We start from the raw sequence: 23,376 nt of genomic DNA, 5'->3' as shown, positions 1-23,376 counted from the left end.
TGTAAAATTTATGCAAGGTAAGGCCATTTGAACATTCGTTACGGCGTATGACAATATCTGTTAATATTTAGACAAGAAGATAAAATTTTTAATCAAGAATATTTATTTTATTTGTATTCTAATCAATTATAATTTATAACCAATCATATACATGTTTTCACTAAAAAACAAAAAAGCCGTAGTTACAGGCGGAGGAAGCGGCATTGGAAAAGCTATTGCGACTATTTTAGCCAAACAAGGTGCTGAGGTTCACATCATCGAATTAGGAACAGAACACGCGCAGGATACCTTAGATGAAATTAAGACAAATGGTGGAGTGGCTTTCAGCTATGGTTGTGATGTTTCAGATCACCAGGCGGTTGCAGCAGTTTTTAACGAAATCGGAAATATCAATATCCTGATTAATAACGCAGGTATTGCGCATATCGGAAAAGCCGACACAACTGATGAAGCTGATTTTGACCGCGTGATGCGGGTAAACGTAAAAGGGGTTTATAACTGCTTACACGCGGCTATTCCGCAGATCCGTTTATCAGGTGGAGGTGTTATTATCAATATGGCTTCAATTGCCGCATTAATCGGCCTTCCCGATCGTTTTGTTTATAGCGCTGCAAAAGGCGCTGTAAAAGCAATCACCATGAGTGTAGCGAAAGATTATATTGGCGAAAACATCAGGTGTAACTCTATTTCACCGGCGAGGGTTCATACGCCATTTGTAGATGGTTTCTTACAGAAGAACTATCCGGATAATATCCCTGAAATGTTCGAAAAACTTTCTAAAACACAACCTATAGGCAGAATGGCCAAACCAGAAGAAGTGGGTGCGCTTGCTTTATACCTGTGTAGCGACGAAGCATCTTTTATTACTGGCTGTGATTATCCGATTGATGGTGGATTTACTACCTTAAATAATTAATAAATATTTTCAAATACCATAAAGAATTTTATAATGAAATTAATACGATTTGGCGAAGCCGGAGCTGAAAAACCAGGCGTAATTATAAACGATAATTATTTCGATGTTTCAGCATTGGTTAAAGATTATAACGAAGAATTTTTTGGCGGCGATGGCCTGGAGAAATTAAAGACCGCTGTTCAATCTGCTGATTTACCTCAGGTAGATAAAGGTGTGCGTCTTGGCCCGGCATTAGCCCGTCCTTCAAAAATAATCTGTGTAGGCTTAAACTATAAAGACCATGCGGCAGAAACCAATGCCCCTATCCCATCAGAGCCCATTTTGTTCTTCAAAGCTACTTCAGCGATTGTTGGGCCTAATGATGATCTAATCATTCCAAAAAACAGTAAAAAAACCGACTGGGAAGTAGAACTGGCTATTGTGATTGGCAAAAAGGCAAGCTATGTTACTGAAGAAAACGCATTAGACCACATTGCCGGTTATGTTTTGCATAACGATTATAGTGAGCGTGAGTTCCAGATCGAAAGAAACGGACAGTGGGTAAAAGGAAAAAGCTGCGATACCTTCGCACCGATTGGGCCATTTATTGCTACCCAGGACGAAATTGCCGATGTGCACAATCTTCGCCTTTGGTTAACTGTAAACGGAAAAACCATGCAGGATGGTAATACCTCAAACCTGATTTTTAATGTTCCGTTCATGATTGCTTACATCAGCCAGTTTATGACGCTTTTGCCAGGCGATGTAATTACAACCGGAACACCTGCCGGTGTAGGCTTAGGTCAAAAACCTGAACCATGGTATTTAAAAGCTGGTGATGTGGTAGAATTAGGTATTGATGGCTTAGGTACAAGCAAACAAACAGCTAAGGCTTACAGCGGAAATTAATATGAAAAGATACTGCTTAACGCTCGATCTTGTCAATGATGAAAAGCTTATCGAAGAATATAAGCAGTATCATCAATCAGTTTGGCCCGAAATTAAAGAAAGTATTACTTCTTCTGGCATTGAGGACATGGAAATCTATTTATTAGGGAACCGGTTGTTCATGATTATGGAAGTGAATGCGGATTTTTCTTTTGAAGAAAAAGGAAAAGCTGATTTAACCAATCCAAAAGTACAGGAATGGGAAAATTTAATGTGGAAATTCCAGCAGGCACTGCCAGGTTCAAAACCAGGTGAAAAATGGATGTTAATGGATCAGATATTTAAACTTTAAAACGCTTTTTATGATTGATACACACGTACATTTTTGGAATTTCGATCCGGTTAGAGATAGCTGGATAAATGAAGAGATGCCGGCTATCCGTCATGATTTTTCTCCAAAAGATCTTACGGCGGTATATCACGATCTTCAAATTACAGGATGTATTGCCGTGCAGGCCAGCCAGTCGGAAGAAGAAAACCGTTTTCTGTTATCGCTGGCTGAAGAAAATGAAATGGTTAAAGGTATTGTGGGCTGGGTGGATTTACTCGATCCTAATTTAGACGAACGTTTAACTTACTGGAGCAATTTTAAAAAGATTAAGGGCTGGCGACATATCTTGCAAGCCGAAAACGCCGATTTTATCCTGAACAAAAAGTTTATCGCCGGCGTTAATCTCCTGAAAAAATACCATTACACTTACGATTTATTGTGCTATCACGATCAATTAGCTGATATCATCAAAATGGTTGATCAAATTCCTGATCAGCCATTTGTATTAGACCATTGCGGCAAGCCGGATGTGAAAAGTCAGGAGATAAAATCCTGGTCTGAAAATATCAAAATACTGGCAGCAAATCCAAATGTGCTTTGTAAAGTATCGGGTTTACTTACTGAAGCAGACTGGAAAAAATGGACCGAAAAAGAGCTTTTTAATTGTTTTGATGTCGTATTTGAACATTTTGGTACTGAAAGGATCATGTATGGCAGCGATTGGCCGGTTGTGTTGCTCAGCAGACCTTATCAGGATTGGTTTAATTTAGTTACGAAGTACACCGGGCAATTCTCTGCAGCTGAAAAGAAACTAATCTTTAGCGATAATGCTAAGGCTTTTTATGGAGTTTAGTCTAATTTTTAAACGCCCGTCATCCTGAGCTTGTTTCAGGATCCATTAAATTAGTAAACAGAACAAACATGAAATATGCTGATCCTGAACATTCGAGACAGCAGGACAATATCAAAAGAAATATTTGTGCGCTTGCCTGGAAAAGAGCGCAGGCAGAAACGATAATTACAAAATAGCAGATAGAGCAGGATGGAAAATATAATATAAAGTATTAGTTTTCGCATGTTAAAACAGATCTGACCAATACAATATTTAAAAATGAGTAAAAAGATTATATTCCCTTACAATCCTCAATTCCCTTCTGTAGCCGACTTAAGAAAAAAGGCGAAATCAAGGATTCCTAAATTTGCTTTTGACTACCTGGAGGGTGGTTGTAATGAGGGACTTAATTTATCGAGAAACGAGAGCGACTTCGACAATATTTACCTTAAACCGAATTACTTACGTGTTGGTGGAGATATCGACATGTCCGTTGAATTATTTGGCCGTCGTTACAGTGCACCATTTGGGATATCTCCGATTGGCTTGCAGGGTTTGATGTGGCCTAATGCACCTGAAATTTTAGCCAGGGCTGCTGCTAAAGCCGATATTCCTTATACATTAAGTACCGTATCCACCAGTAGTATCGAACGAATAGCCGAAGTATCTGAAGGAAAAGCCTGGTTTCAACTGTACCACCCTACGGAGGATAGATTGAGAGATGATATCTTAAATCGTTTAAAAGCTGTTGAATGTCCGGTATTGGTTGTTCTGGTAGATGTGCCTGCATTTGGTTTACGATATAAAGAAATTAAGAGTGGTTTATCTATTCCACCAAAAATGTCGATCAATAATATTTTGCAGGCTTTTGCCCGTCCGCTATGGGGAATTAAAACGCTTCAACATGGCATTCCATCATTTGCTACCTTAAAGCCTTATATGGAAAAAGGAATGGACATGTCGCAGCTGGGCCAATTCATGAACCGAACCTTTACCGGTAAGGTTGATATTGAAAAGGTTTCTGCCATTCGTGATCTGTGGAAAGGACCTTTAATATTGAAGGGAATCACCACTGATGAAGATATGCAGGCTGCTATCCAGATCGGTGCTGATGGTGTAATTGTTTCCAATCATGGTGGCAGACAAATTGATGCAGGCGAATCTTCAATCAATTCGCTGATCAAAATGACGAATAATCCAATATACAAATCAAAATTGAAGATCATGTTGGATGGTGGTATTCGTTCAGGCGTTGATTTAGCCAGAGCGCATGCCGTTGGGTCTGAATTCAACTTTATGGGTCGGCCTTTTATGTATGGAGTTGGTGCTTTAGGTAATGAAGGAGGCGATCATACTATCAATATGTTCAAAACTCATTTATACCAGATTATGCAACAATTAACCATTGAGAAAATTACACAATTTCCTGATCGGTTATTAAACCCTTAAAGCCGAATTTGCAGGTAACATAAACAAAAAAAGCAAGACTTCAGGTCTTGCTTTTTTTGTTTCAAATTCGATAATGATCTTAGTCGATTTTTTTAAGTATGGTTATTTCAAAAACTTGTAAGTAGTACTCGTTTTATAAGTTTCACCTGGTTTAAGCACTGTCGATGCAAAATTTGCATGATTTGGTGCATCAGGAAAATGTTGTGTTTCTAAACAGAAAGCGGAACGGTGAGGATATGATTTTCCACCTTTACCGTCTTTATCAGCGCCCGTTAAAAAGTTTCCGCTATAAAACTGTAATCCTGGTTCAACCGTGTAAACTTCCATTATGATTCCTGTAACCGGACTTTTTACAATTGCTACAGGTGTTTTGCCATCATGGTGGGTCAATACAAAATTATGGTCGTAACCTTTTCCGAATTTTAACTGCTGATCATTTTCCTCAATCGATTTCCCGATTGTTTTGGCTTTATTGAAATCGAAAGCGGTTCCAACTACAGGTTGTAATTTACCTGTTGGAATAAGGGTAGAATCTACCGGTGTATAGGCGTTGGCATCAATTGTCAATTCGTGATCTAAAATCGTTTCATTACCCTCACCGTTTAAGTTAAAATAAGCATGATTGGTTAAATTCACCACAGTCGTTTTATCAGTAGTGGCTAAATAATCAATTTGTAAGGCATTATCATCCGTTAAAGTGTAAGTTACTTTAACATCCAGTTTTCCGGGATAACCTGCTTCACCATCATTTGAAACATAACTCAGCTCCAGTTTTTGTCCATCTAATTGTTTAGCCTCCCAAACTTTAGCGAAAAAACCATCTGTACCGCCATGCAAAGTATTCACACCATCGTTAAGTTGTAAAGTATATTCTTTTCCTTCCAGGTTAAATTTACCCTTACCAATACGGTTTCCGTATCTGCCAATTAAGGCACCAAAAAATGGTTCACCTTTTTTGCGGTAGGCACCTACGCTATCGTAGCCTAAAACCACATCGGTTAACTTATTATTTTTATCAGGCACCAAAAGCGAAACTACCCTCCCGCCATAATTGCTAATAGAAACCGAAGCACCTTGTTTGTTTTTCAAAGTATACAGGTTAACACTTTTCCCATCAATGGTGCTGGTGTATTTTGATGAATCACTTTGTTCGGTTGTTGCCGCCCCTTTATCCGATTTAGGATTACAAGAAGTAAAAGAAATGGCTAAGCATAGCGTAGCGAAGGGCAATGCCTTAAAGATTTTTTTTTTCATCTGTTTAAAATTTTGTTTTCGTGTGTGATGAAGCTGTCATGATTTTTCACTGGTGTTTTATTCCCTTTATGAGTTCAAGAACCCACAAGCTCGGTTTCATGGATTAAAATTGGTGAAAACGGATCTCCAATTGCATACAAAAAGCAGACAGGGCTTCATATTGATTTATTTTTGGTTAAGGCTAATGTAGGAAAAAATTATTAACGTTAAAGTAACGATTATACTTATTATTTTTCATAATATCGGCGAGGATTCCCAACAGTAAAAAAAATCACATAATTTAGCAGCCATATGCATAACTTAAATTTCAAGCCAAAGGCTTTTCTTTTTGATTTGAACGGTACGATGATTAATGATATGGAATACCATACGTTAGCCTGGTATAGCATCATGACGGAAGATTTAGGTGCTAAACTTGATTACGAAAGCGTAAAAAAAGAAATGTATGGTAAAAACCACGAAGTTTTAGAACGCGTTTTCGGAAAAGATAAATTTAACGCCGAAGAAATAGAACGCCTTTCTATTGATAAAGAAAAGCGTTATCAGGAAGGTTACCTGCCGCATTTGGCGCTGATTGAAGGACTGGATGTCTTTTTGGAGCGCACAAAACAAGCTCACATTCCCATGGCGATCGGATCTGCTGCAATACCTTTTAATATAGATTTTGTAATCGATGGCTTAAATATCCGTCATTATCTGGATGCCATAGTGAGTGCAGATGATGTAAAAACAAGCAAACCAGATCCTGAAACTTTTTTAAAGGCCGCGGCAGCATTAAATATTGCACCAGCCAATTGTCTGGTTTTCGAAGATGCACCCAAAGGTGTAGAATCGGCATTAAATGCAGGCATGCCCTGCATGGTATTAAACACCACACATACAATCGAAGAATTTGAAGGTTATCCGAATATCTTAGGTTATATTACAGATTATAACGATGCTAAATTAAATAGGCTATTTTAACATGGGAAAATATTTAAATCAAAAACCTGTTCTTGTTGCAGTCGACTGCATTATTTTTGGTTATGACGGCGATCAGCTAAAACTTCTGGTGATAAAAAGGGCAATAGAGCCTGTAAAAGATCAATGGAGTTTAATGGGTGGTTTTATTGGTGAGCGAGAAGATCTTGATGGCGCTGCCAAAAGGATTTTATTAGAGTTAACGGGATTACATGACGTTTACCTGGAACAACTTCATGCTTATGGTAGTCCGGATCGGGATCCGATCGAACGTACGGTTTCGGTAGTCTATTTCGCACTGATCGATATTAATAAATACAGTAAACAGATCAATGATCAGTACCATGCCGAATGGTTTAAGTTAAAAGAAGTTCCGGAATTAATTTTTGACCACGATATGATGGTTAAGGCTGCAATGGATAAAATCCGTTATCAGGCCGCCCTCCATCCTATTTTATTTGAGCTTTTACCAAAACGATTTACGATACCGCAATTACAGGCTTTATATGAGCAGGTTTACGATTCGCCAATAGATAACCGGAACTTTATCCGCAAGATTACTGCCAGTGGATTATTGATTAAACAGACGGATAAGGATAAATCAAGTTCACGCCGAGGAGCTTTTTATTTTAAACTGGATAGGAATAAACACAAAGCACAGTTCCAGTCTTTCCTTAATTTTATTCCTAAAGCAAGTAAATAGTGATGATTGCTGATGGGTTAAAATAAATTTTAAGCTTATTTTTAAGCATAGAAAATTTAAAATCAAGCAGTTAGAACAACCCGTTTTAAACAACGGAAAAAACATCAAAAACATTTTCAAAAAATGTTTGCAAGAAAAAGATAAATCCCTATATTTGCACCTCCTTAAACAAAAGGAAATGATTCCGTAGCTCAGCTGGTAGAGCATTACACTTTTAATGTAGTGGTCCTGGGTTCGAATCCCAGCGGGATCACAGAAAGCCTTACAGAGATGTAAGGCTTTTTTGTTTTAAATCTATCCTTATAAATCATCAGATATTGCAACATTATACAATTTCTCCGTTTTTATAAATCATTTGATAATGTAGCGCTGTATGCCCTTTAATTATAAAGCCCAGTTTTTGATAAAACTTCTTTGCGATAATATTAATTTTAAAAACCTGAAGTTCGATAGGTTTATCAGCTAAAAGCGCGTGTTGTATAATATCGTTCATCACCTTAGTTCCAATACCACTTCGCTGAACTGAATGATCAATCAATATGCTTTTAATAAAAATTAATTTTCTGGTCTCTACCTTATCGATCAATCCTATTTCCTGATCGTGCCGATCCAGTATAATTTGCATGTGCTCCGCCACAAAATCATGCTTATGGTATTCAAGCTGCACAGCATCATCCCAGCCCCAAATTTCAGAGATATAAGGCTTTATGGAATGAGCCTTCAGCTGTAAAGTGAGTTCAAAGTCTGCAGCAGTGGCCGGGCGGTATTTAATCATTACAGATAAATGCTGAAGGATTAAGTAAAAAAGGTAAATATATTAGCGGGATAATTAAAGTAAACCGCCCTGGGTGGCTATCCGCATTAAATCGGCTACATTTTTGGCTTTCATTTTTTGCAATAGATTTTTCCTATGGTTTTCTACGGTGAACTTGCTTAAAAACAATCGTTCTGCTATGCCATTTGTATTTAAACCTGTGGCAATCAGCTTTAGAATTTCTTTTTCACGTACAGTCAGGTTGGCGATACCCTGATGCCCGTCTAAAGGTGGTCGCGAAATAATTTCACTTATCGCTTTGCTAAAAGCAATATGCCCGTTTAAAGCCATGTTAATACAATTCACAATTTCATCAATAGGTGCATCTTTAAGGATGTATCCATTGGCACCATTGGCTAACATTTTCATAATGGCACTCCTTTCCTGATGATTGCTAAAAGCCAAAACCACAGTACCGGGAGAAATGGCTTTGATTTCCTTGCATATCTCTATCCCGCTAATATCAGGCAGTATAATATCCAATAAAACAATTTTTATGGGCGTTATTTTTAAAGCATCAATAAACGCTTGTCCACTGGTAAAACCACCAACAATTTCAAAAGAGGATGTTTTATGCAACAACTTAACCAACCCTTCTATTATGATCGGGTGATCGTCTACTATGGCTATGGTGGTTTTAGGCTGTAACATACAATTCTATATTAATGGATGTGCCGGTTTTATTTTCCTGCGATAAAATTTCAATTTTTCCTTTTAGGTACTCAACCCGGCTTTTTATATTCCGAACCCCTATCCCATCAGCAGTGTCGATATGACGGGTATCAAAACCTTTCCCATCATCTTCAATGGTAATGAAAAATATGTTTTTATTTTGAGAACATTGCAGCAACAGGTTTTTAGCATGGGAATGTTTTGCCACATTGGCCATGGCTTCCTGCACAATGCGGTAGATATTGATTTGCTCGCGTGATTTTAGGTGATCGCTAATGCCCAGGCATTGAAAATCAACCTTTAAACGATCCGAAGCTATTGATTCGCACAGATCCCTTAGCGAAGCCTCCAGGCCCAGTCTGATCAGCATTTCGGGCATCATGTTATGCGCTACACGCCTGAGTTCTTTCATTGTGTTTTCCAGGTGAACCGTCACATTGTAGAGGTCTGAATCGTTATTTTTACTTTCATTAATGTAGTGTGCGAGGTTCATTTTTGAAACCGCCAGCATACCACCAACGCCATCATGCAAATCTCTAGCTACTCTGTTTTGTTCATCTTCTTTTGCATTTAACATGACCTCTACCAATTGAATGTGTTGCTGACTATAAATATCTTTAAGATCTTGCTGATGATTTAAATCTTTTTGCAAAGCCAGTTTTTTACTGTTGCGAAAGAAGAACCAACCCACAATTGCCAGAATGGATAAAAACACACAGGTTAAAACTAAAAGCCAGTTTACTAACCTGCTGTTTTTTGTAATGAGTTTTGTTTTCTCATTTTCAGCGTTGAGGTTCATAATTGTCTTTTCATTTTCCGCTGTTTTAAACTTTATTTCTAAAGCATTAATTTTTCTCAAAACCTCTTGCTTATTTAAGCTATCATTTAAAACACTATATTTTTTGAGCCAGAAATAGGCGGTATTAGGATTTCCCATTTTATCATATACTTCCGACAGGTCAAAAAAGCAGGCTAAGATATTTGTTGGCGATTTTGAACTGTTTTTCCGAACGATATCTTCGATGAGAACAGCCGCTTTTTGGTAATGGCCCTGCGCAATGAGCGTTTTGTATTTTTGTATATTCAGCACTTCTACCTGGTAATCGTCGTTTATTTTAACTGCCATTTTAAGCCCGGTATTTGCACTTAGAAGTGACTGATCATAAGCTTTGGTTTTTCTATAAAATATGCATTCTGCTAAATAATATTCCGTATGGCTTAAAGTGTCGTTACATTTCGACATCAGATTTTTAGCTTTTTCTAAAGTTCTTTTGGCTTCCGTTATTTTGTTGTTAAACAAATAGTTTTCTGTCGTACCAATGTAAGCATCGTATAAATGAACCACATCCCATAACTCTATTTTTTCGAAAGTAGCAATAGCCAGGAGAAAATATTTTTCTGCCTTATCATACTGCTTTTGATCCATAAATACGGTTGCCAGATCTTCATAATACTTAGCCAGAAACTCATTTACTCCTGCTTTTTTTATTAAAGGGATGCATTTATTTAACAGGATTTCTGCCATAAGCAGTTCATCACCTTTTTGTTGCTGCAAATTGGCATAATTCCCCCAGCCTTTTGCCCTTAAAAAATAAGCCTCTTCTGTATTAAATTTTGATAACTGTTTATCTGCTTCAATATAATTAAGTTCACTTTTTGCTGCGTCAACCGGATAATAAAAAGCCCCGAGGTAATGGTAATAAACGGCTTTTACGTAGGGAAATTTAGCACCATACTTATAGCCGGCAGTTAAATATTTCTCAGATACAGTACGATTTAGATCGCGCCAATAGAAGCTCAGTTTAAAAAACACACGGGCCCTCAAGCTATCAGATTTGGTGCGTTTGGTAAGGTTCACTAAACTATCAGAGAAGCGCTTGCTGCTGGGGGGCAACTGCTTTTTTAATACCTGCGTAATACTATCTGCATAATTTAACTTATTTGCAGGACTTTGTGCGTAAAGCTTAAAAGCGAACAAAAAGCAAACGATGCCTATTTTTATTTTCATAGCGAATGACCAAACCGGTTTGCCGCAATATTTAAGATAAAATCTTACATATAAAAATAAATCTAAAAAATAGCTGAAAACAGCTAGTTAAAAATTGACTTTTTCCAGTCATTGCTGCTACGATTTTGTGCCTGTAGCTTTGAGTAATTAATATTTCACCTATAAAAAATTATTTACGCAATGAAAAAATTATTCAAAACCCAGTTAACAAGTGCATTTACCTTCTTATTCGTTGTTACTTTATTGGCATCCTGCAAAAAAAAGGATGATGCGCCGTCAAATGACAAGTTCCCCCTGACAAATTTCACTGCTAAAATTACCAAACAGGAAAACCTTACTTCGCAATCGGCCGTCTTAATTGACTTTGACATCAAGAACACTTCGGGTACTGATTATACGGTTGAAAAATATGCACTTAATCCCGTTAAACTCAAACTGACAGTTGTAGCAACTGATGGATCTGGTTATGATGAAAATAGTTATGTAGCCGATGTTCAGGCGGGTAAAACATTCTCTGCAAAGTTAGCAGTCGATTACTCCGTAGGCAAAACCATAGATTTAACTAAAAGTAAAATCGAATTGCTTTATTAATTCATATACAGCTATTGTTGATCAGAATTTTCAATAGGTGCTAATAAACGATAAATATTACCGTTGTAAAGTTAATTGCTACTCCATCACCTTGTTGAAACCTGAATGTTCATTTAACATGTACATTCAGGTTTTATTGAATAACTGATAATCAGACGCAGCAATTCCCCCATTGCAGGATTAACATTGATTAATATTTGGTCATGGTTAATCCTATTTAGTGCCAATCTCTACCTTACCTTTTTTAACAGATCGAGTGAGATATTACAGAAAATCTGTTAACCACCAAACACTCCATAACAGCTTTAACCGATCTTTTCCCTATTCATTGGTAGCTTACCTCTATTCTTTATAAATAATTCAAGTATTCTTTTGTATTATTCTGCAAAAGCGATTCTATTTCTCAAATGGCTTTGAGTCATTTATATCAATAGGATAAAGCATAAATGTCACCAATTTGCCTTAACTCCTATTCATTATTACACGCTTTTCATAAAATATGTATACTGAAAAATACTCATCAATTAGTATTGTTTCAGCTCCTATAACTCATTAGGTTTATAAAGAAAAGCCTAGCTTCATAATTTATTATTGTTCGTTGTTCGTCCCGGAACGCCAGATGCTTTATGACTTTTCACATATAAGAGTAATTAATATAAATTATCTAAACAACACATTTATGGGATGGTTATCTGATATTTTTGAAAAGCAGAGTAAAGACTGGTTCTACTCCAGTATGCCAAAGGAACAAACGCCTGGTGATATAGAATCAATAGAACTTGTACCGAATGATGATTACATTGAGATTTACCTTAAGTCGATGCGCATTGTTAATGTAAGAAAGGGGCTTTCGAAGTTCTATGCAACAGTTCATAGTCATGTCGAACTTTCGAACATTTCTGGAAAAACAGCAAGTTTCAATGTACTTACCACGCCTGGTATGCTTAAAAGCCTTGATGCAGCTAACATTGATCGGGTTATTAACCTTAATCAAAGACTACTTGGCCCTGTACCTTACCGTGGAGATGGATTAAAACTCGAAGTTGGATTATTTTCGATTAAAGAAGCAGAACTTGCAGGTCCCTTTATCAATTTGCTTACCGATATTTCAGTACTTGGAGGTGTTTCCTTTCTGAGTGCAGCCTTACCCTATATCAAACCCTTAGAAACAGGTGTTAAACTATTAACAGGAAGTGATAAAGATTCTACCCTGGAAATAGGGCTTAACATCCAGTATAGAAATCCTTCAACAGGCTATTTCGTTGTTATAGGAACAGATAAGGATGATATTAAGATTGGCGATATCAGGATAGATGAGCATGATTTTAAGTTAGTCGACAAAGCTGGGAAAGCAATTAAAAATTTCCCCTATATCGTTATTGAGATTATTTCCAGTAAAAACAGAGATGACTGGTACAACATACCTGAAGTATCTACGGCTTATAATAAGCTGCGTGAAGAAACCCAAAAAGGTGATGTAAAAGTTGTTAATGACGCCCTTTTGTTCTTTAAGCGAACCGTACTTACCAGTCCGGATTTACTTTTTAGAAATGGCACCAAATTGTATCAACAGGTTGAAAGTGATACACAACAAATTATTAAAATGCTTGAAGGTCCAGAAGAAAGGTCAGTTACATTAAAAAATCTATCACAATACGCCATATAACCAATTGGGCTTAATCGAAATGAATTTTACCCATTGAGATCGGGAAAAATTACGATTGGATTGCGAACCAAAACATTATTTAATAACTATGTACCGCGACAAAAAACTTAATCAGCTAAATGATGCACTTGCACTGCTAATACCGCTACCAAATAATATCATCACGTTTTTAGACCGGGCAGAAATCGATTACAGTATGATTGATTTTATGGGTGGATCGCTTGCAATATGGAATAGCGCACTCCGTTATGCACACAGTAATAACCAGGTAGATCAATTGGTTGATACAGTTTTACAAAGTTTTCCAGAAAACCCATACCTGCTGGCTTATAAAGAGGAGCGATTTCAAGACTATAATACGGGGCCTGATATCAATAGTATACCATGGAAGAAAAAGCTTGATGAAAACGTTCTCGAAAAAATTATGGGTGCTACAAGCTCTCTTCTTCCTATCAAATTTCTTGAGCAGGGACTAATAGCTGCGAAAGCTGTTGCGCGGATTGAGATTTCTTATACAACGCATAGCGAACTTGGATCAGGATTTCTTATTGACAATAATCTCTTGGTAACCAATCATCATGTAATTGCGGATAAGGACACTGCAAGATTGGCTAATGTAGCATTCAACTATGAGGAAACCTTAAATGGCAATGCCATGGAGGCCAAATTATTTAAGCTTAACCCAGATGATTATTTCAAAACTTCTAAAGAAGATGACTGGACGGTGATCGGGATTGATGGTGATGCAAATACCCAATTTGGAAAGCTTAAACTTAAAAACGGCATGAGTGTAAAAGGAGATTTTGTCAACATCATTCAGCATCCTGGCGGCCGTTATAAACAAATTGCACTTTACAATAATATCGTAACCTATGCTGATGAAAATATTATACAATATTTAACTGACACAGAGCCTGGATCTTCAGGCGCACCAGTATTCAATTCGCAATGGGAAGTGGTTGGTTTACATCATAGTGGTGGAATTCTTGTGGAACCCGGTGTGCCTCAAAAAATGTTAAGAAATGAAGGCATTGCCATATCAAAGGTTATTTCAGGGTTAAAAATATAAATGAATGGCGCTCAACAATAAACAATTTTACCAGCTAGTAGCTTTTTCTTCTAGACAATGGCCTTTCCTGCAACCGATTTTACCCATTTTAGACCAGGCTGAAATTGATGCATCTAAAATTGACCTTACAGGTCCCGCCTCAACCATGTGGTTTAACATAATTAAAAGGGCGGATAGTTTGAATCAGCTTATGAAGCTTCTTGAAGTAATGGTTATTAAAATACCTAATAATGATCATCTCAAAGAAATTAAAGCTGATTTAGCAGGAGCCTCATTTACAGCTCAAGTAGAACACTTAAAAACCGAAATCAGAAATGGGCATTGTGTACTCTTTCTGGGACCTCATTTTTTAAAGTATAGCGTCGGAAACGAAAATATTCCTTTTTCCGATCTCTTCATGAATGAACTAATTGAGAGTTTGGAAAAATATGATATTTCATATGACAAAACCGAAACGGATAATCTCAGCTATCTTATTGATCGTTTTGAAACAAGAGATTTATTCGTTTCGGGCGATACGGAAAGGAAAGCTAAAAAAATCAGTGAAGAAAATGACCTGAATAGTGGCACCTTTAATCGGATTAGGCAGCTTAACTTCCCGCTCATTATCAATACAAATCCGGATACAACCTTAGAAAACCTATTTCCCGCTTATTACTCAACTGGGTTTTATGATATGTCTAACAGCCAAAGCCCACCCCCGGTTGATAATGGTAAACCCTTTGTTTACAATATTTTTGGATCCTTTGAAAATCCTGCTTCGATCATTTTTACAGAGAAAGAAGCAGTAGATTTTACTAAAAATATATACCAGAAAAATCCACCAATACCTGAGTTTATCAGGGAAATCATTAGAAATAGATATGGGATTTTTATAGGATTTGATTTTAAGGAATGGCACCTGAAGATCCTTTTTAATGTGCTTGACCTGCGGAACAAACCAGGCAATTATGCTTTTACAGAAATGAAATCGGCGTTACTTGAAAGAAATATGGAATATTACCGTCGCCAGTACAACATGTCATTCGTTAAAAATGATGTTTATCGTTTACTAGTGGCCCTTCAATAAAAATATTAAATGAAAAGAGATAGATTTCCAGGGCTGCGTTCTTTTGAGCAAGAAGATGCCGCGATTTTTTTTGGCAGGGATGCCGAAATCAATCAACTTGCCAAACTCATTATGGTAAATCGGGTTAATGTTTTATTTGGCCCATCAGGCGTGGGAAAAAGTTCCCTGCTCAATACCGTTTTTATTAAAGAAAGAGAATTATCACATTTTCTGCCTATCAGGATAAGATTAAACCAAAATTATCTAAACCAGGATGATGTTGAGAATGAGGAAGAGGAACTTCTTAATCCTGCCGAAACGCTTTATAAAAGCATAGAAGTTAAATTGAAGCAATTGGATATCATTTATCGTAAAGAAGATATCATTTACGATGGTGATCAGCCTAAAATTTGGGAATACATCAAACTCGCCGAGTGTAAACTTAAGGAAAAGAACCCCAATTGCGATATTGTACTGATATTTGACCAGTTTGAAGAATTCTTTAGTTATAGTAATGACGTTGAGACAGATTTCATTAATCAGCTGGCCGAAATTACCCATGAACTCTCACCAAAGCGTATACTAGACTGGATCGGAAACCTTAGCGATACAGATCGGATTCCTGTAATAGAGTGGTATAAGCAGCCATCAATAAGGATACTTTTTGCAATAAGATCCGACAAGCTCTCTCTCATGGATAGAATGGATAGCAGCATCCCAAATATTTTGAGTAACCGATTCCAGATTAACTTTTTTGATTCGAAAAATGCTAAACTTGCTATAAATGGGCCTGCATTATTACCTTACAAAAATGAATTACTCCTACTTGATGAGGCAGAAATTTCAAAAAACATTTTGGATTTAAATTGGCAACAAAATTACACTCTTCCTCAATCTGAACTATATTTTAATTCATTTTATAGTCCACCGATCATCATATCACAAAAGATTACTGAATTGATCATTAGTGAGTTAACCAATAAATTCGACGAGATCCATGCTTCTTTTCTGCAAATCGTATGTTATTACATTGAACAGAAAGTTAAATCATTAAATATAAAAAACCTGCACATTCCCTTTTTTTTTAGCGAAAGTGAATTTTTGCATGAAATAAATATTGCCAATATACTCGATCAATTTTATATAGATCAACTCTCTAAAATTGGAAATATTCGCAAGCAGGAAATGGCACGCCGGGTTATTGAGGATGATTTAATCAGTGATGGAAAAAGAGCCAGTCTGCTCGAAAGTCAGTTAATCAATAAACTTGGCGGAGATAGAAGTCTAATTGACCGATTATTGTCTGCACGTATTATCCGTTCAGAAAATACGCCCAGGGGTGTAACCTTTGAACTCAGTCATGACAAGCTCGTTGAACCGATTGAAACTTCAAAAAAAATCAGATTACAGAAAGAGCAGCTTGATCAGGAAACCAAAGAACGGGATGACTTGCTTGCCAAAGAAGCTAATGAAAGAGAGAATGAAATTGCAAGACAGAAAGAGCTTCTTAAAATCACAAGTGCGCTAAAAGATAAAGCCGAAAATCAAAGGCTTATTGCTATTGAGGAACGGAAACGTGCGGAAGCGGCTACTGAACTTGCACAAAGATCAGAACAGCTGGCAATCGTTGCAAAAATAAAAGCAGAGAAAAGGAGGATTATTGCAAACACGCTTTTATTAATCTGCATAGCCTTATTTGCATTTTCGCTTTATAGCCTTATTAAGCTCTATAAAAAGGTGAATAAAGAACTTCTTACTCAGGCAGAAAACGATTATGCACAGAATAACCATTATAATGCATTTCAGAATTGGGAAAAATACCTAAATAACCGTTACCTGGTTAATCGTAAAGACAGTATAGAGACATTGCTTTCGGATAAATTCTTTTTCGACATTTCGGGTGGAGATAACATTCAACAATTTCAACAAAATAGCTTTCTGGTTCATCAGTCTTCAGGATCTTTTTTTGTATGGGAGTTTGATCCATCTTTTTCAAAACTAAAGGCCTTTAAATTTGAAGATAAAAAAGGCAATCCTCAGGCCGCCGCCAATACACTTGTTTCTCCAGACAAAAGGTATATCGCCTTTCGCAATATTAAAGATAGTATAATATATGTTTACGATAAAACGAATAAAGATATTAGTAAAATTAACGGATCACAGATCGATTTTGTGGTAAAACAGGGAAATAAAAAACTATCAAATATAACAGACTTTAAGATGGACTTCCTATCGAATACCAGGTTTATTTCCTTTATTAATTCAGATGGGAACCTCTCTTTATTCGATCTAGCCCTTCATAAAACATTACCATTAGAAATCATTAAACGCAAAGAGACATTTAGTTCCAGGGATTTAAAAAAAATCTGCATGGTATCGGGTGATAATAAGATGATGGCGCTCAAACGACCAGCAAATGATACATTAAAATTATACCAGCTTAATGGTTTTAAAAGACCAGTAAAATCAGCCACTTTCGGAAGCGTGGAAAATGTGTTTTCTATAGCCGACAGAAACAAGCTGCTTATCCGTTTTAAAAACAAAACACTGGCCATTATGTCATATCAGGGCAAAAATTACGAAACAATACTTTCTGATGTGACGGATATTATTGTATCTCCAGATGGCAGCAAGGCATTAATTTTAAGGGGCAACAAAGACCTGTTTGTATATGATCTTGTTCATAAAAGCAGGATAGAAAGCAAAAAACTGCTAAGACGGTTTTGGGAGGGTGAAAAAACAATCCGGCTAAATGATATAGTGAGGTGGATAGGGAACACGAATAAATTTAGCTTCCGAAACCGCAAAGGTATAGTGTTTGTTATAGATCTGGCTGATGTTTCATCGCATTTCCTCTGCGATGGAGTCAAGAGTCAGAATACATTAAAAACTTCAGAAAATTTTAACTATGTTTTTTCAAATGATGGATCTAGGGGCATGTACCTAAACAAAAACGGAGTGCTTAAAGTAATAGACATTAATACTTCAACAATAATCTATAGCGAAGCCGTAAGTAAAAACTCTGATCTTATTTTCTCGCTTTCCTACAATTTGGAAAATATAATAGCACTTAGCGATGATGGAAAAAATGTAGCAATTATAAAGAATTTTGATACTAATCAAAATGAATTGATAATCTTAAACCTAGAAAATAAAAACATCCTATATCGATCAACTTCCGTAAAATATATAGGAAAATTTTTCACCAATAAATTTATACACCTGATTTACGATAACAACAATGCCGGTGGCATCATTTTTTTCCACAATCAAAAAGAGCGTAATATTCAATACTATTCAAATCTATACCCTACTAAATTAGAACCTATTCAATAAACGATGTCATTATTTTAAATAAATAAAGCGACTTCCTATTAGAAAGTCGCTTTTAAATGACATTTTATTAAATAAATGAGTATAATCTAAATAAGGTGAGCTTATCGCGTAACGATCTCTACCTTACCGCCGTTCTTAAATAAATCGTGAGAAATAAAATATCCATTATTTGTTTTTCCGTCCACTTTAATATTGCAAATGCCCCTTCCCTTACCAGGTTTAGTTATCGTTAATAATTTCCCTGTACTGGTATTCCATTTAACTTCATCAAACAGCGGAGCGGTAACCAAATATTCAGCATCAGTTGCAGAAAATGGATACAAACCTAAAGAACTGAATACATACCAGGCAGACATTTCACCCGCATCATCCATTCCCGAAAGTGCCAAACCATCGTTGCCTATGCCGTATAGTTCATTCAGGATTTTATCGATGATTTTTTGTGATTTTTCTGGTTTTCCGATGAAAGTATAGGCAAATGGTGCTTCATGATCGGGCTGGTTTCCCTGGCAATACTGACCAATCATGGTTTCTACATTCCTGGCGATATATTTTGGATTCCAGGGTAAAGTAAACAAAGAATCTAACTTGGATTCAAATCCCTTTGCACCGCCATATAGTTCAATCAAACCTTTCATATCATGAGGGGCATAAAATGAAACCTGCCAGGCATTGGCTTCTCTGTACATATATTCGTAATAAGGGTATTGCGGATTAAAAGGTTTGATCCAGTCGCCGTTCTCTAATCTGCCCCTCATAAATCGCGTAGTGGGGTCGAACATATTTTTATAGTTCTTTGATCGGGCCATTAAAATCCGATAATTACTGCTGTCGCCTAGTTTTTTAGCAATTTGCGCCAGCGAATAGTCATCATAAGCATATTCGAGTGTTTTAGAAACGCCCGCTTTGGCTTTGGTTTCAACATGTGGATTTTTGACATCAGGATCAGAAATATAACCCTTTTCGATATATTCTTTCACAAAGGGACGGGCACCACCATCTACATTGGCATTACGCAATAAAATCTGGTAAGTGCCTTTAATATCAAAATCATTTATCCCCCTCAAATAAGCGCCTGCAATAGAAGAGGCGCCATGGTCACCATGAAAAAACGTCGGGATGAAACCAGTTTTATCGCCTACATCTTTCATCGATTTAATTACATCTAATGTAACCTTTGGCGTAATTAAGCCCAACAGCACATCTTTATTGCGATAGGTATCCCAAAGTGAAGGTTCGGTATAATAATTAAAATTGCCCTTCATTACGTTGTGCTTTGCATCTTTAAATTCGCCGTTTACATCACTGCGTAAAGCTGGCCATAAAAAAGAGCGGTACAAACAAGAATATAACATTTGTTTCTGCTTATCAGTACCTCCTTTTACCTGTATGGTCGATAAAAGAGCTTCCCATTTTGTAGTAGCTTCATTACGAATCTGTGTAAAGCTTTTATTGCCGATTTCTTGTTCCAGGTTTTCTTTGGCATTGGCCACACTCACAAACGATAAACCGATTTTAAGTTCTACAGGTGCCGCCCCGCCATCGGCCAAATGGATGATTGCATAACCTGAGCGTTTACCTACATCCGTCTGATCCAGTTTTTCAATCCTGGCGTTTACCGTGGCGTAGAAGTAAATATTCTCCCCTCCCTGAAAGCCTTGTATGGCAGAAGCACCCACTTGCTCGATATTCCAGGTTGAAACCCTGCTGTTGGCCTTTCCCATGTCGAAAAGAATCTGTCTATTATTGGGATTTTTATATTCATATTGATGGAATCCACATCTTAAAGTCGAAGTCAGCTTTACATTTACCTGATAGTCATCAAGATAAACCTGATAAAAACCTGGTGCTGAACTTTCATTTTTGTGCGAAAACTTCGATCCGAACTTACCAGTGGCATTGGATAATGGCAAAACGGGAATATTACATAAATTCCAATGCCCTTTATTGGTGTGCGCAAAGCCATAAATGGTATCATCTTCATATTCGTATCCGGCACCAGATCCAAATTCGGTAATCGGACTCAACTGCACCATCGCGTTAGGCAACGAGCTGCCTGGAAAAGTTAAACCTGCCCACGATCGCCAACCCTGCGGCAGCTCATAACCTAAAATTTTAGGGTCAGTTAAGGGAGCAGTCCCGATAAAAGTATTTACATATTTCGTAAAAGAGCCTTTCGTCTGACTTTGAACATTATGAATGTCCGTTAGGTTCAAAAAAAGGATTAGGAATAAAAATTTGGTTAGCGATTTCATTTTACATAAAACGTTTTAGTGTGTGATATCAAATATATAAAATCTGTTAAAATCCAATCTAAGCTATCACAATAGTTACCAAAAAAAATATGCTGGTACACCTCATCACATGCTTAAATAACTGAATAGTATGCCAATAATCGATAAGCATTCGCCTGCTTTGTCCATAGCACAATCCGTTGATTATCTATATATTTGACTACACACTAATCAAATAACCGACATGTTTTTTAACTGCAAGCAAGCTATTCGCTGCACGCTAATCTTCTTTTTAGCCTTTAGCTTTTCCACACCTATTTTCGCTCAAAACAAAGAAACCACGCCTCTATTGCTTTGGGACAACAAACCAGCAAGCAAATGGATGACTGAAGCCTACCCTATTGGAAATGGCCGGATTGGCGGTATGATTTTCGGCGGTGTTAATCAGGAGCATATTCAGTTTAATGACAATACCCTCTGGACAGGAGATGAAAATGACCGGGGTATGTACCAGGCTTTTGGAGATATATGGATTGACTTCGACAATAAAGAACAAAAATTCAGTAACTATACACGTCAATTAAATCTTGCTGATGCCATCCATTCCATCAATTATACACAAAATGGGACCAGCTATAAACGTGAATACTTTTGCAGTTTTCCGGACAAAGTAATGGTTTTAAGGTTCACTGCTAATCAAAAAAAGTCGTATTCTGCCACCCTAAGATTAAAAAATGCACATCAGGGCAATCTCACCGTTAACGGGAATACGATCCAATTTACAGGCAAATTATCTAATGGGATGCCTTATCAGGCGACTGCTTTGGTTAAAATTGAGAATGGTAGCAGCCATGCGGTTAAAGATGATGATGGTGAAAAATTAAAAATCGATAATGCCGATGCCATAACTGTCCTTTTCACCGCTGCTACCAATTACAGTAATAAACGCAGTGAAAACTGGAAAGGAGAAGAACCTGCGTCAAAAATCGATCGTATACTGAAACAAAGCGCTACAAAATCCTATTCAAATCTATTAAAAGCACACGTTGATGACTACAAGCAATTATTCAACCGCTTAGCTATTAATTTAGGTCAGAATGATATAAAAAACAACAGTTTGCCAACTTACCAAAGGTTAATCAATTATAAAAAGACGCCTGACCCTGCCTTAGAAGCTCTAATTTTTCAATACGGCAGATACCTTTTGATCAGCTCCTCTAGAAAGGGAGGTTTACCTGCGAATCTCCAAGGGCTATGGAATGAGAGCAATACGCCACCATGGGGCAGCGATTACCACTCTAACATCAATATCCAGATGAATTATTGGCTGGCAGAGCCAACTAACCTTTCAGAATGTCATATCCCATATCTGGATTATATAAACAGCATGCGTGAGGTAAGTGCCATCACTACACGCCAGAAATATCCAAACACCCGTGGTTGGACCGTAAAAACAGAAAACAATATTTTCGGCGGAATGAGTTTTTTATGGAATACACCTGGAAGTGCCTGGTATGCACAGGCGCTGTGGGAGCACTATTCTTTTACCAGGGATAAAGATTATTTAAAAAATTTCGCCTACCCCATTATCAAAGAGATATCAGAGTTTTGGGATGACCACTTAAAGAGAAGAGCAGACGGCACTTTGGTATCGCCATTGGGCTGGTCGCCAGAACATGGCCCGACTGAAGATGGCGTAACACACGATCAGCAGATTGTTTACGATCTATTTACAAATTATATAGAAGCAGCTGAAATTTTAGGCATCGATAGTGATTATAAAAAACACATTGCAGATCTTAAAGCACATTTATTAAAACCAAAAATTGGTAAATGGGGACAATTACAGGAATGGGAAACCGACCGCGATGATCCTAAGGATCAACACAGACACATTTCGCATCTTTTTGGCCTGCATCCTGGCAGAGAAATCAGCACCATTAATACACCTGAGCTTGCCAAAGCCGCTAAAGTAACTTTAACAGCCCGTGGCGATGAATCAACAGGATGGTCTATGGCCTGGAAAATTAATTTTTGGGCCAGGCTGCAGGATGGTAATCATGCCTATAAAATATTGCAGAACTTTATTACGCCAGTGGGTGGCTCGGGCACCGATTATAATAAAGGCGGAGGCATTTACGCCAATCTTTTCTGTGCTCATCCTCCCTTTCAGATTGATGGGAATTTTGGCTACACAGCAGGCGTTTCAGAAATGTTATTGCAAAGCCAGGCAGGTGAGCTGCAATTTTTACCGGCCCTACCTGATCAATGGTCAACAGGAAGTATTCAGGGTTTAAGAGCCAGGGGTAACTTCGAAATTACAGATCTGCAATGGAAAGATGGTAAAATTACAAAGCTGTCGATAAAATCATTATCAGGCGAAGATTGTATCGTGAGATCTCCAAATGCGTTAAAGCGTAAGCTTAAGGCTATCGAAGAAGAAAAATCAGGAAAGGACTTTAAATACAGTTTTAAAACACAGCCTGGAAAAGTATATAGTTTTGAAGGATAGCATAGTCGTCGTTGCGTGAAAGCTTTTTCAGCAATGACGACTCTTATTATTTAAACCTTTCATTTGTTGCTCATCAAGTCACTTCCTTCCAAACATTTTGGTTCTGACTTTCGT

General features: G+C 37.2%; 18 protein-coding genes and 1 tRNA gene. 14 read left to right on the top strand and 5 right to left on the bottom strand.

Annotated elements, in window-relative coordinates:
• The first annotated feature begins 151 nt into the window (after positions 1 to 151).
• The 5 genes from CA265_08355 to CA265_08335 all read left to right on the top strand — a co-directional run bounded on the left by CA265_08355 (position 152) and on the right by CA265_08335 (position 4,395).
• A complete protein-coding gene (locus CA265_08355) occupies positions 152 to 916 on the top strand; it encodes a short-chain dehydrogenase (GenBank protein ID ARS39660.1) in 765 nt (254 codons plus the stop codon).
• Positions 917 to 949: 33 nt separating this feature from the next.
• A complete protein-coding gene (locus CA265_08350; protein ID ARS39659.1) occupies positions 950 to 1,804 on the top strand; it encodes an ureidoglycolate lyase in 855 nt (284 codons plus the stop codon).
• Between the two features lies 1 nt (position 1,805).
• Positions 1,806 to 2,135 (top strand): L-fucose mutarotase, encoded by a 330-nt coding sequence (locus tag CA265_08345; GenBank protein ARS39658.1) that lies wholly within the window; start codon positions 1,806 to 1,808, stop codon positions 2,133 to 2,135.
• Positions 2,136 to 2,145: 10 nt separating this feature from the next.
• Complete coding sequence (locus CA265_08340; GenBank protein ARS39657.1) at positions 2,146 to 2,967, top strand: amidohydrolase; 822 nt, start codon at positions 2,146 to 2,148, stop codon at positions 2,965 to 2,967.
• 258 nt (positions 2,968 to 3,225) lie between these two features.
• A complete protein-coding gene (locus tag CA265_08335; protein ARS39656.1) occupies positions 3,226 to 4,395 on the top strand; it encodes an alpha-hydroxy-acid oxidizing enzyme in 1,170 nt (389 codons plus the stop codon).
• 102 nt (positions 4,396 to 4,497) lie between these two features.
• Here the strand turns inward: CA265_08335 and CA265_08330 are convergent, their stop codons facing one another.
• A complete protein-coding gene (locus CA265_08330) occupies positions 4,498 to 5,649 on the bottom strand; it encodes a galactose-1-epimerase (GenBank protein ID ARS39655.1) in 1,152 nt (383 codons plus the stop codon).
• 291 nt (positions 5,650 to 5,940) lie between these two features.
• Here CA265_08330 and CA265_08325 point away from each other — a divergent pair, with 291 nt between their 5' ends.
• The 3 genes from CA265_08325 to CA265_08315 all read left to right on the top strand — a co-directional run bounded on the left by CA265_08325 (position 5,941) and on the right by CA265_08315 (position 7,565).
• Positions 5,941 to 6,612, top strand: coding sequence for a haloacid dehalogenase (locus CA265_08325; protein ID ARS39654.1), 672 nt, complete (start codon positions 5,941 to 5,943; stop codon positions 6,610 to 6,612).
• Between the two features lies 1 nt (position 6,613).
• The gene (locus CA265_08320) at positions 6,614 to 7,312 is read left to right on the top strand and encodes a DNA mismatch repair protein MutT (GenBank protein ID ARS39653.1); all 699 of its coding nucleotides are present in this window, start codon (positions 6,614 to 6,616) and stop codon (positions 7,310 to 7,312) included.
• Between the two features lie 180 nt (positions 7,313 to 7,492).
• Positions 7,493 to 7,565, top strand: a tRNA-Lys gene (locus CA265_08315).
• Between the two features lie 72 nt (positions 7,566 to 7,637).
• On the opposite strand, the gene CA265_08310 is transcribed toward CA265_08315, so the two are convergent.
• From CA265_08310 to CA265_08300, 3 genes are read right to left on the bottom strand one after another with little or no spacing between them, the layout of a single operon-like run.
• The gene (locus CA265_08310) at positions 7,638 to 8,087 is read right to left on the bottom strand and encodes a hypothetical protein (protein ARS39652.1); all 450 of its coding nucleotides are present in this window, start codon (positions 8,085 to 8,087) and stop codon (positions 7,638 to 7,640) included.
• A gap of 54 nt (positions 8,088 to 8,141) precedes the next feature.
• Positions 8,142 to 8,777, bottom strand: a complete 636-nt coding sequence (locus CA265_08305; GenBank protein ID ARS39651.1) for a DNA-binding response regulator — start codon at positions 8,775 to 8,777, stop codon at positions 8,142 to 8,144.
• A complete protein-coding gene (locus CA265_08300; protein ARS39650.1) occupies positions 8,764 to 10,806 on the bottom strand; it encodes a hypothetical protein in 2,043 nt (680 codons plus the stop codon). The genes CA265_08305 and CA265_08300 overlap by 14 nt, the downstream gene beginning before the upstream one ends.
• 180 nt (positions 10,807 to 10,986) lie before the next feature.
• On the opposite strand from CA265_08300, the gene CA265_08295 reads away from it, so the two are divergent.
• From CA265_08295 to CA265_08275, 5 genes are all read left to right on the top strand, one after another.
• Positions 10,987 to 11,397, top strand: coding sequence for a hypothetical protein (locus CA265_08295; protein ID ARS39649.1), 411 nt, complete (start codon positions 10,987 to 10,989; stop codon positions 11,395 to 11,397).
• Between the two features lie 679 nt (positions 11,398 to 12,076).
• The gene (locus tag CA265_08290) at positions 12,077 to 13,063 is read left to right on the top strand and encodes a hypothetical protein (GenBank protein ARS39648.1); all 987 of its coding nucleotides are present in this window, start codon (positions 12,077 to 12,079) and stop codon (positions 13,061 to 13,063) included.
• 88 nt (positions 13,064 to 13,151) lie between these two features.
• Positions 13,152 to 14,132 carry a hypothetical protein gene (locus CA265_08285; GenBank protein ID ARS39647.1) on the top strand — a complete coding sequence of 327 codons (981 nt, stop codon included), beginning with the start codon at positions 13,152 to 13,154 and terminating at the stop codon, positions 14,130 to 14,132.
• Between the two features lie 4 nt (positions 14,133 to 14,136).
• The gene (locus tag CA265_08280) at positions 14,137 to 15,201 is read left to right on the top strand and encodes a hypothetical protein (GenBank protein ARS39646.1); all 1,065 of its coding nucleotides are present in this window, start codon (positions 14,137 to 14,139) and stop codon (positions 15,199 to 15,201) included.
• Positions 15,202 to 15,210: 9 nt separating this feature from the next.
• The gene (locus tag CA265_08275) at positions 15,211 to 18,516 is read left to right on the top strand and encodes a hypothetical protein (GenBank protein ID ARS39645.1); all 3,306 of its coding nucleotides are present in this window, start codon (positions 15,211 to 15,213) and stop codon (positions 18,514 to 18,516) included.
• Positions 18,517 to 18,617: 101 nt separating this feature from the next.
• Here CA265_08275 and CA265_08270 read toward each other — a convergent pair whose 3' ends face one another.
• Entirely contained in the window at positions 18,618 to 20,771 is a 2,154-nt protein-coding gene (locus CA265_08270; protein ARS39644.1) for an alpha-mannosidase, read from the bottom strand.
• A 223-nt stretch (positions 20,772 to 20,994) separates the two neighbouring features.
• Between CA265_08270 and CA265_08265 the strand changes: the two genes are divergently transcribed.
• Positions 20,995 to 23,262, top strand: coding sequence for a glycoside hydrolase family 95 (locus CA265_08265; GenBank protein ARS39643.1), 2,268 nt, complete (start codon positions 20,995 to 20,997; stop codon positions 23,260 to 23,262).
• Positions 23,263 to 23,376 lie beyond the last annotated feature (114 nt).

This window comes from Sphingobacteriaceae bacterium GW460-11-11-14-LB5, assembly GCA_002151545.1.
Taxonomy (GTDB): Bacteria; Bacteroidota; Bacteroidia; order Sphingobacteriales; family Sphingobacteriaceae; genus Pedobacter.
This window is presented reverse-complemented; position numbering and strand designations above follow the sequence as displayed.

Coding starts and splice junctions, on each gene's coding strand:
- CA265_08320 (ARS39653.1), top strand. CDS start 6,614: ATGGGAAAATATTTAAATCAAAAACCTGTTCTTGTTGCAGTCGACTGC.
- CA265_08305 (ARS39651.1), bottom strand. CDS start 8,777: ATGTTACAGCCTAAAACCACCATAGCCATAGTAGACGATCACCCGATC.
- CA265_08300 (ARS39650.1), bottom strand. CDS start 10,806: ATGAAAATAAAAATAGGCATCGTTTGCTTTTTGTTCGCTTTTAAGCTT.
- CA265_08335 (ARS39656.1), top strand. CDS start 3,226: ATGAGTAAAAAGATTATATTCCCTTACAATCCTCAATTCCCTTCTGTA.
- CA265_08290 (ARS39648.1), top strand. CDS start 12,077: ATGGGATGGTTATCTGATATTTTTGAAAAGCAGAGTAAAGACTGGTTC.
- CA265_08355 (ARS39660.1), top strand. CDS start 152: ATGTTTTCACTAAAAAACAAAAAAGCCGTAGTTACAGGCGGAGGAAGC.
- CA265_08345 (ARS39658.1), top strand. CDS start 1,806: ATGAAAAGATACTGCTTAACGCTCGATCTTGTCAATGATGAAAAGCTT.
- CA265_08340 (ARS39657.1), top strand. CDS start 2,146: ATGATTGATACACACGTACATTTTTGGAATTTCGATCCGGTTAGAGAT.
- CA265_08275 (ARS39645.1), top strand. CDS start 15,211: ATGAAAAGAGATAGATTTCCAGGGCTGCGTTCTTTTGAGCAAGAAGAT.
- CA265_08270 (ARS39644.1), bottom strand. CDS start 20,771: ATGAAATCGCTAACCAAATTTTTATTCCTAATCCTTTTTTTGAACCTA.
- CA265_08295 (ARS39649.1), top strand. CDS start 10,987: ATGAAAAAATTATTCAAAACCCAGTTAACAAGTGCATTTACCTTCTTA.
- CA265_08350 (ARS39659.1), top strand. CDS start 950: ATGAAATTAATACGATTTGGCGAAGCCGGAGCTGAAAAACCAGGCGTA.
- CA265_08265 (ARS39643.1), top strand. CDS start 20,995: ATGTTTTTTAACTGCAAGCAAGCTATTCGCTGCACGCTAATCTTCTTT.
- CA265_08285 (ARS39647.1), top strand. CDS start 13,152: ATGTACCGCGACAAAAAACTTAATCAGCTAAATGATGCACTTGCACTG.
- CA265_08325 (ARS39654.1), top strand. CDS start 5,941: ATGCATAACTTAAATTTCAAGCCAAAGGCTTTTCTTTTTGATTTGAAC.
- CA265_08330 (ARS39655.1), bottom strand. CDS start 5,649: ATGAAAAAAAAAATCTTTAAGGCATTGCCCTTCGCTACGCTATGCTTA.
- CA265_08310 (ARS39652.1), bottom strand. CDS start 8,087: ATGATTAAATACCGCCCGGCCACTGCTGCAGACTTTGAACTCACTTTA.
- CA265_08280 (ARS39646.1), top strand. CDS start 14,137: ATGGCGCTCAACAATAAACAATTTTACCAGCTAGTAGCTTTTTCTTCT.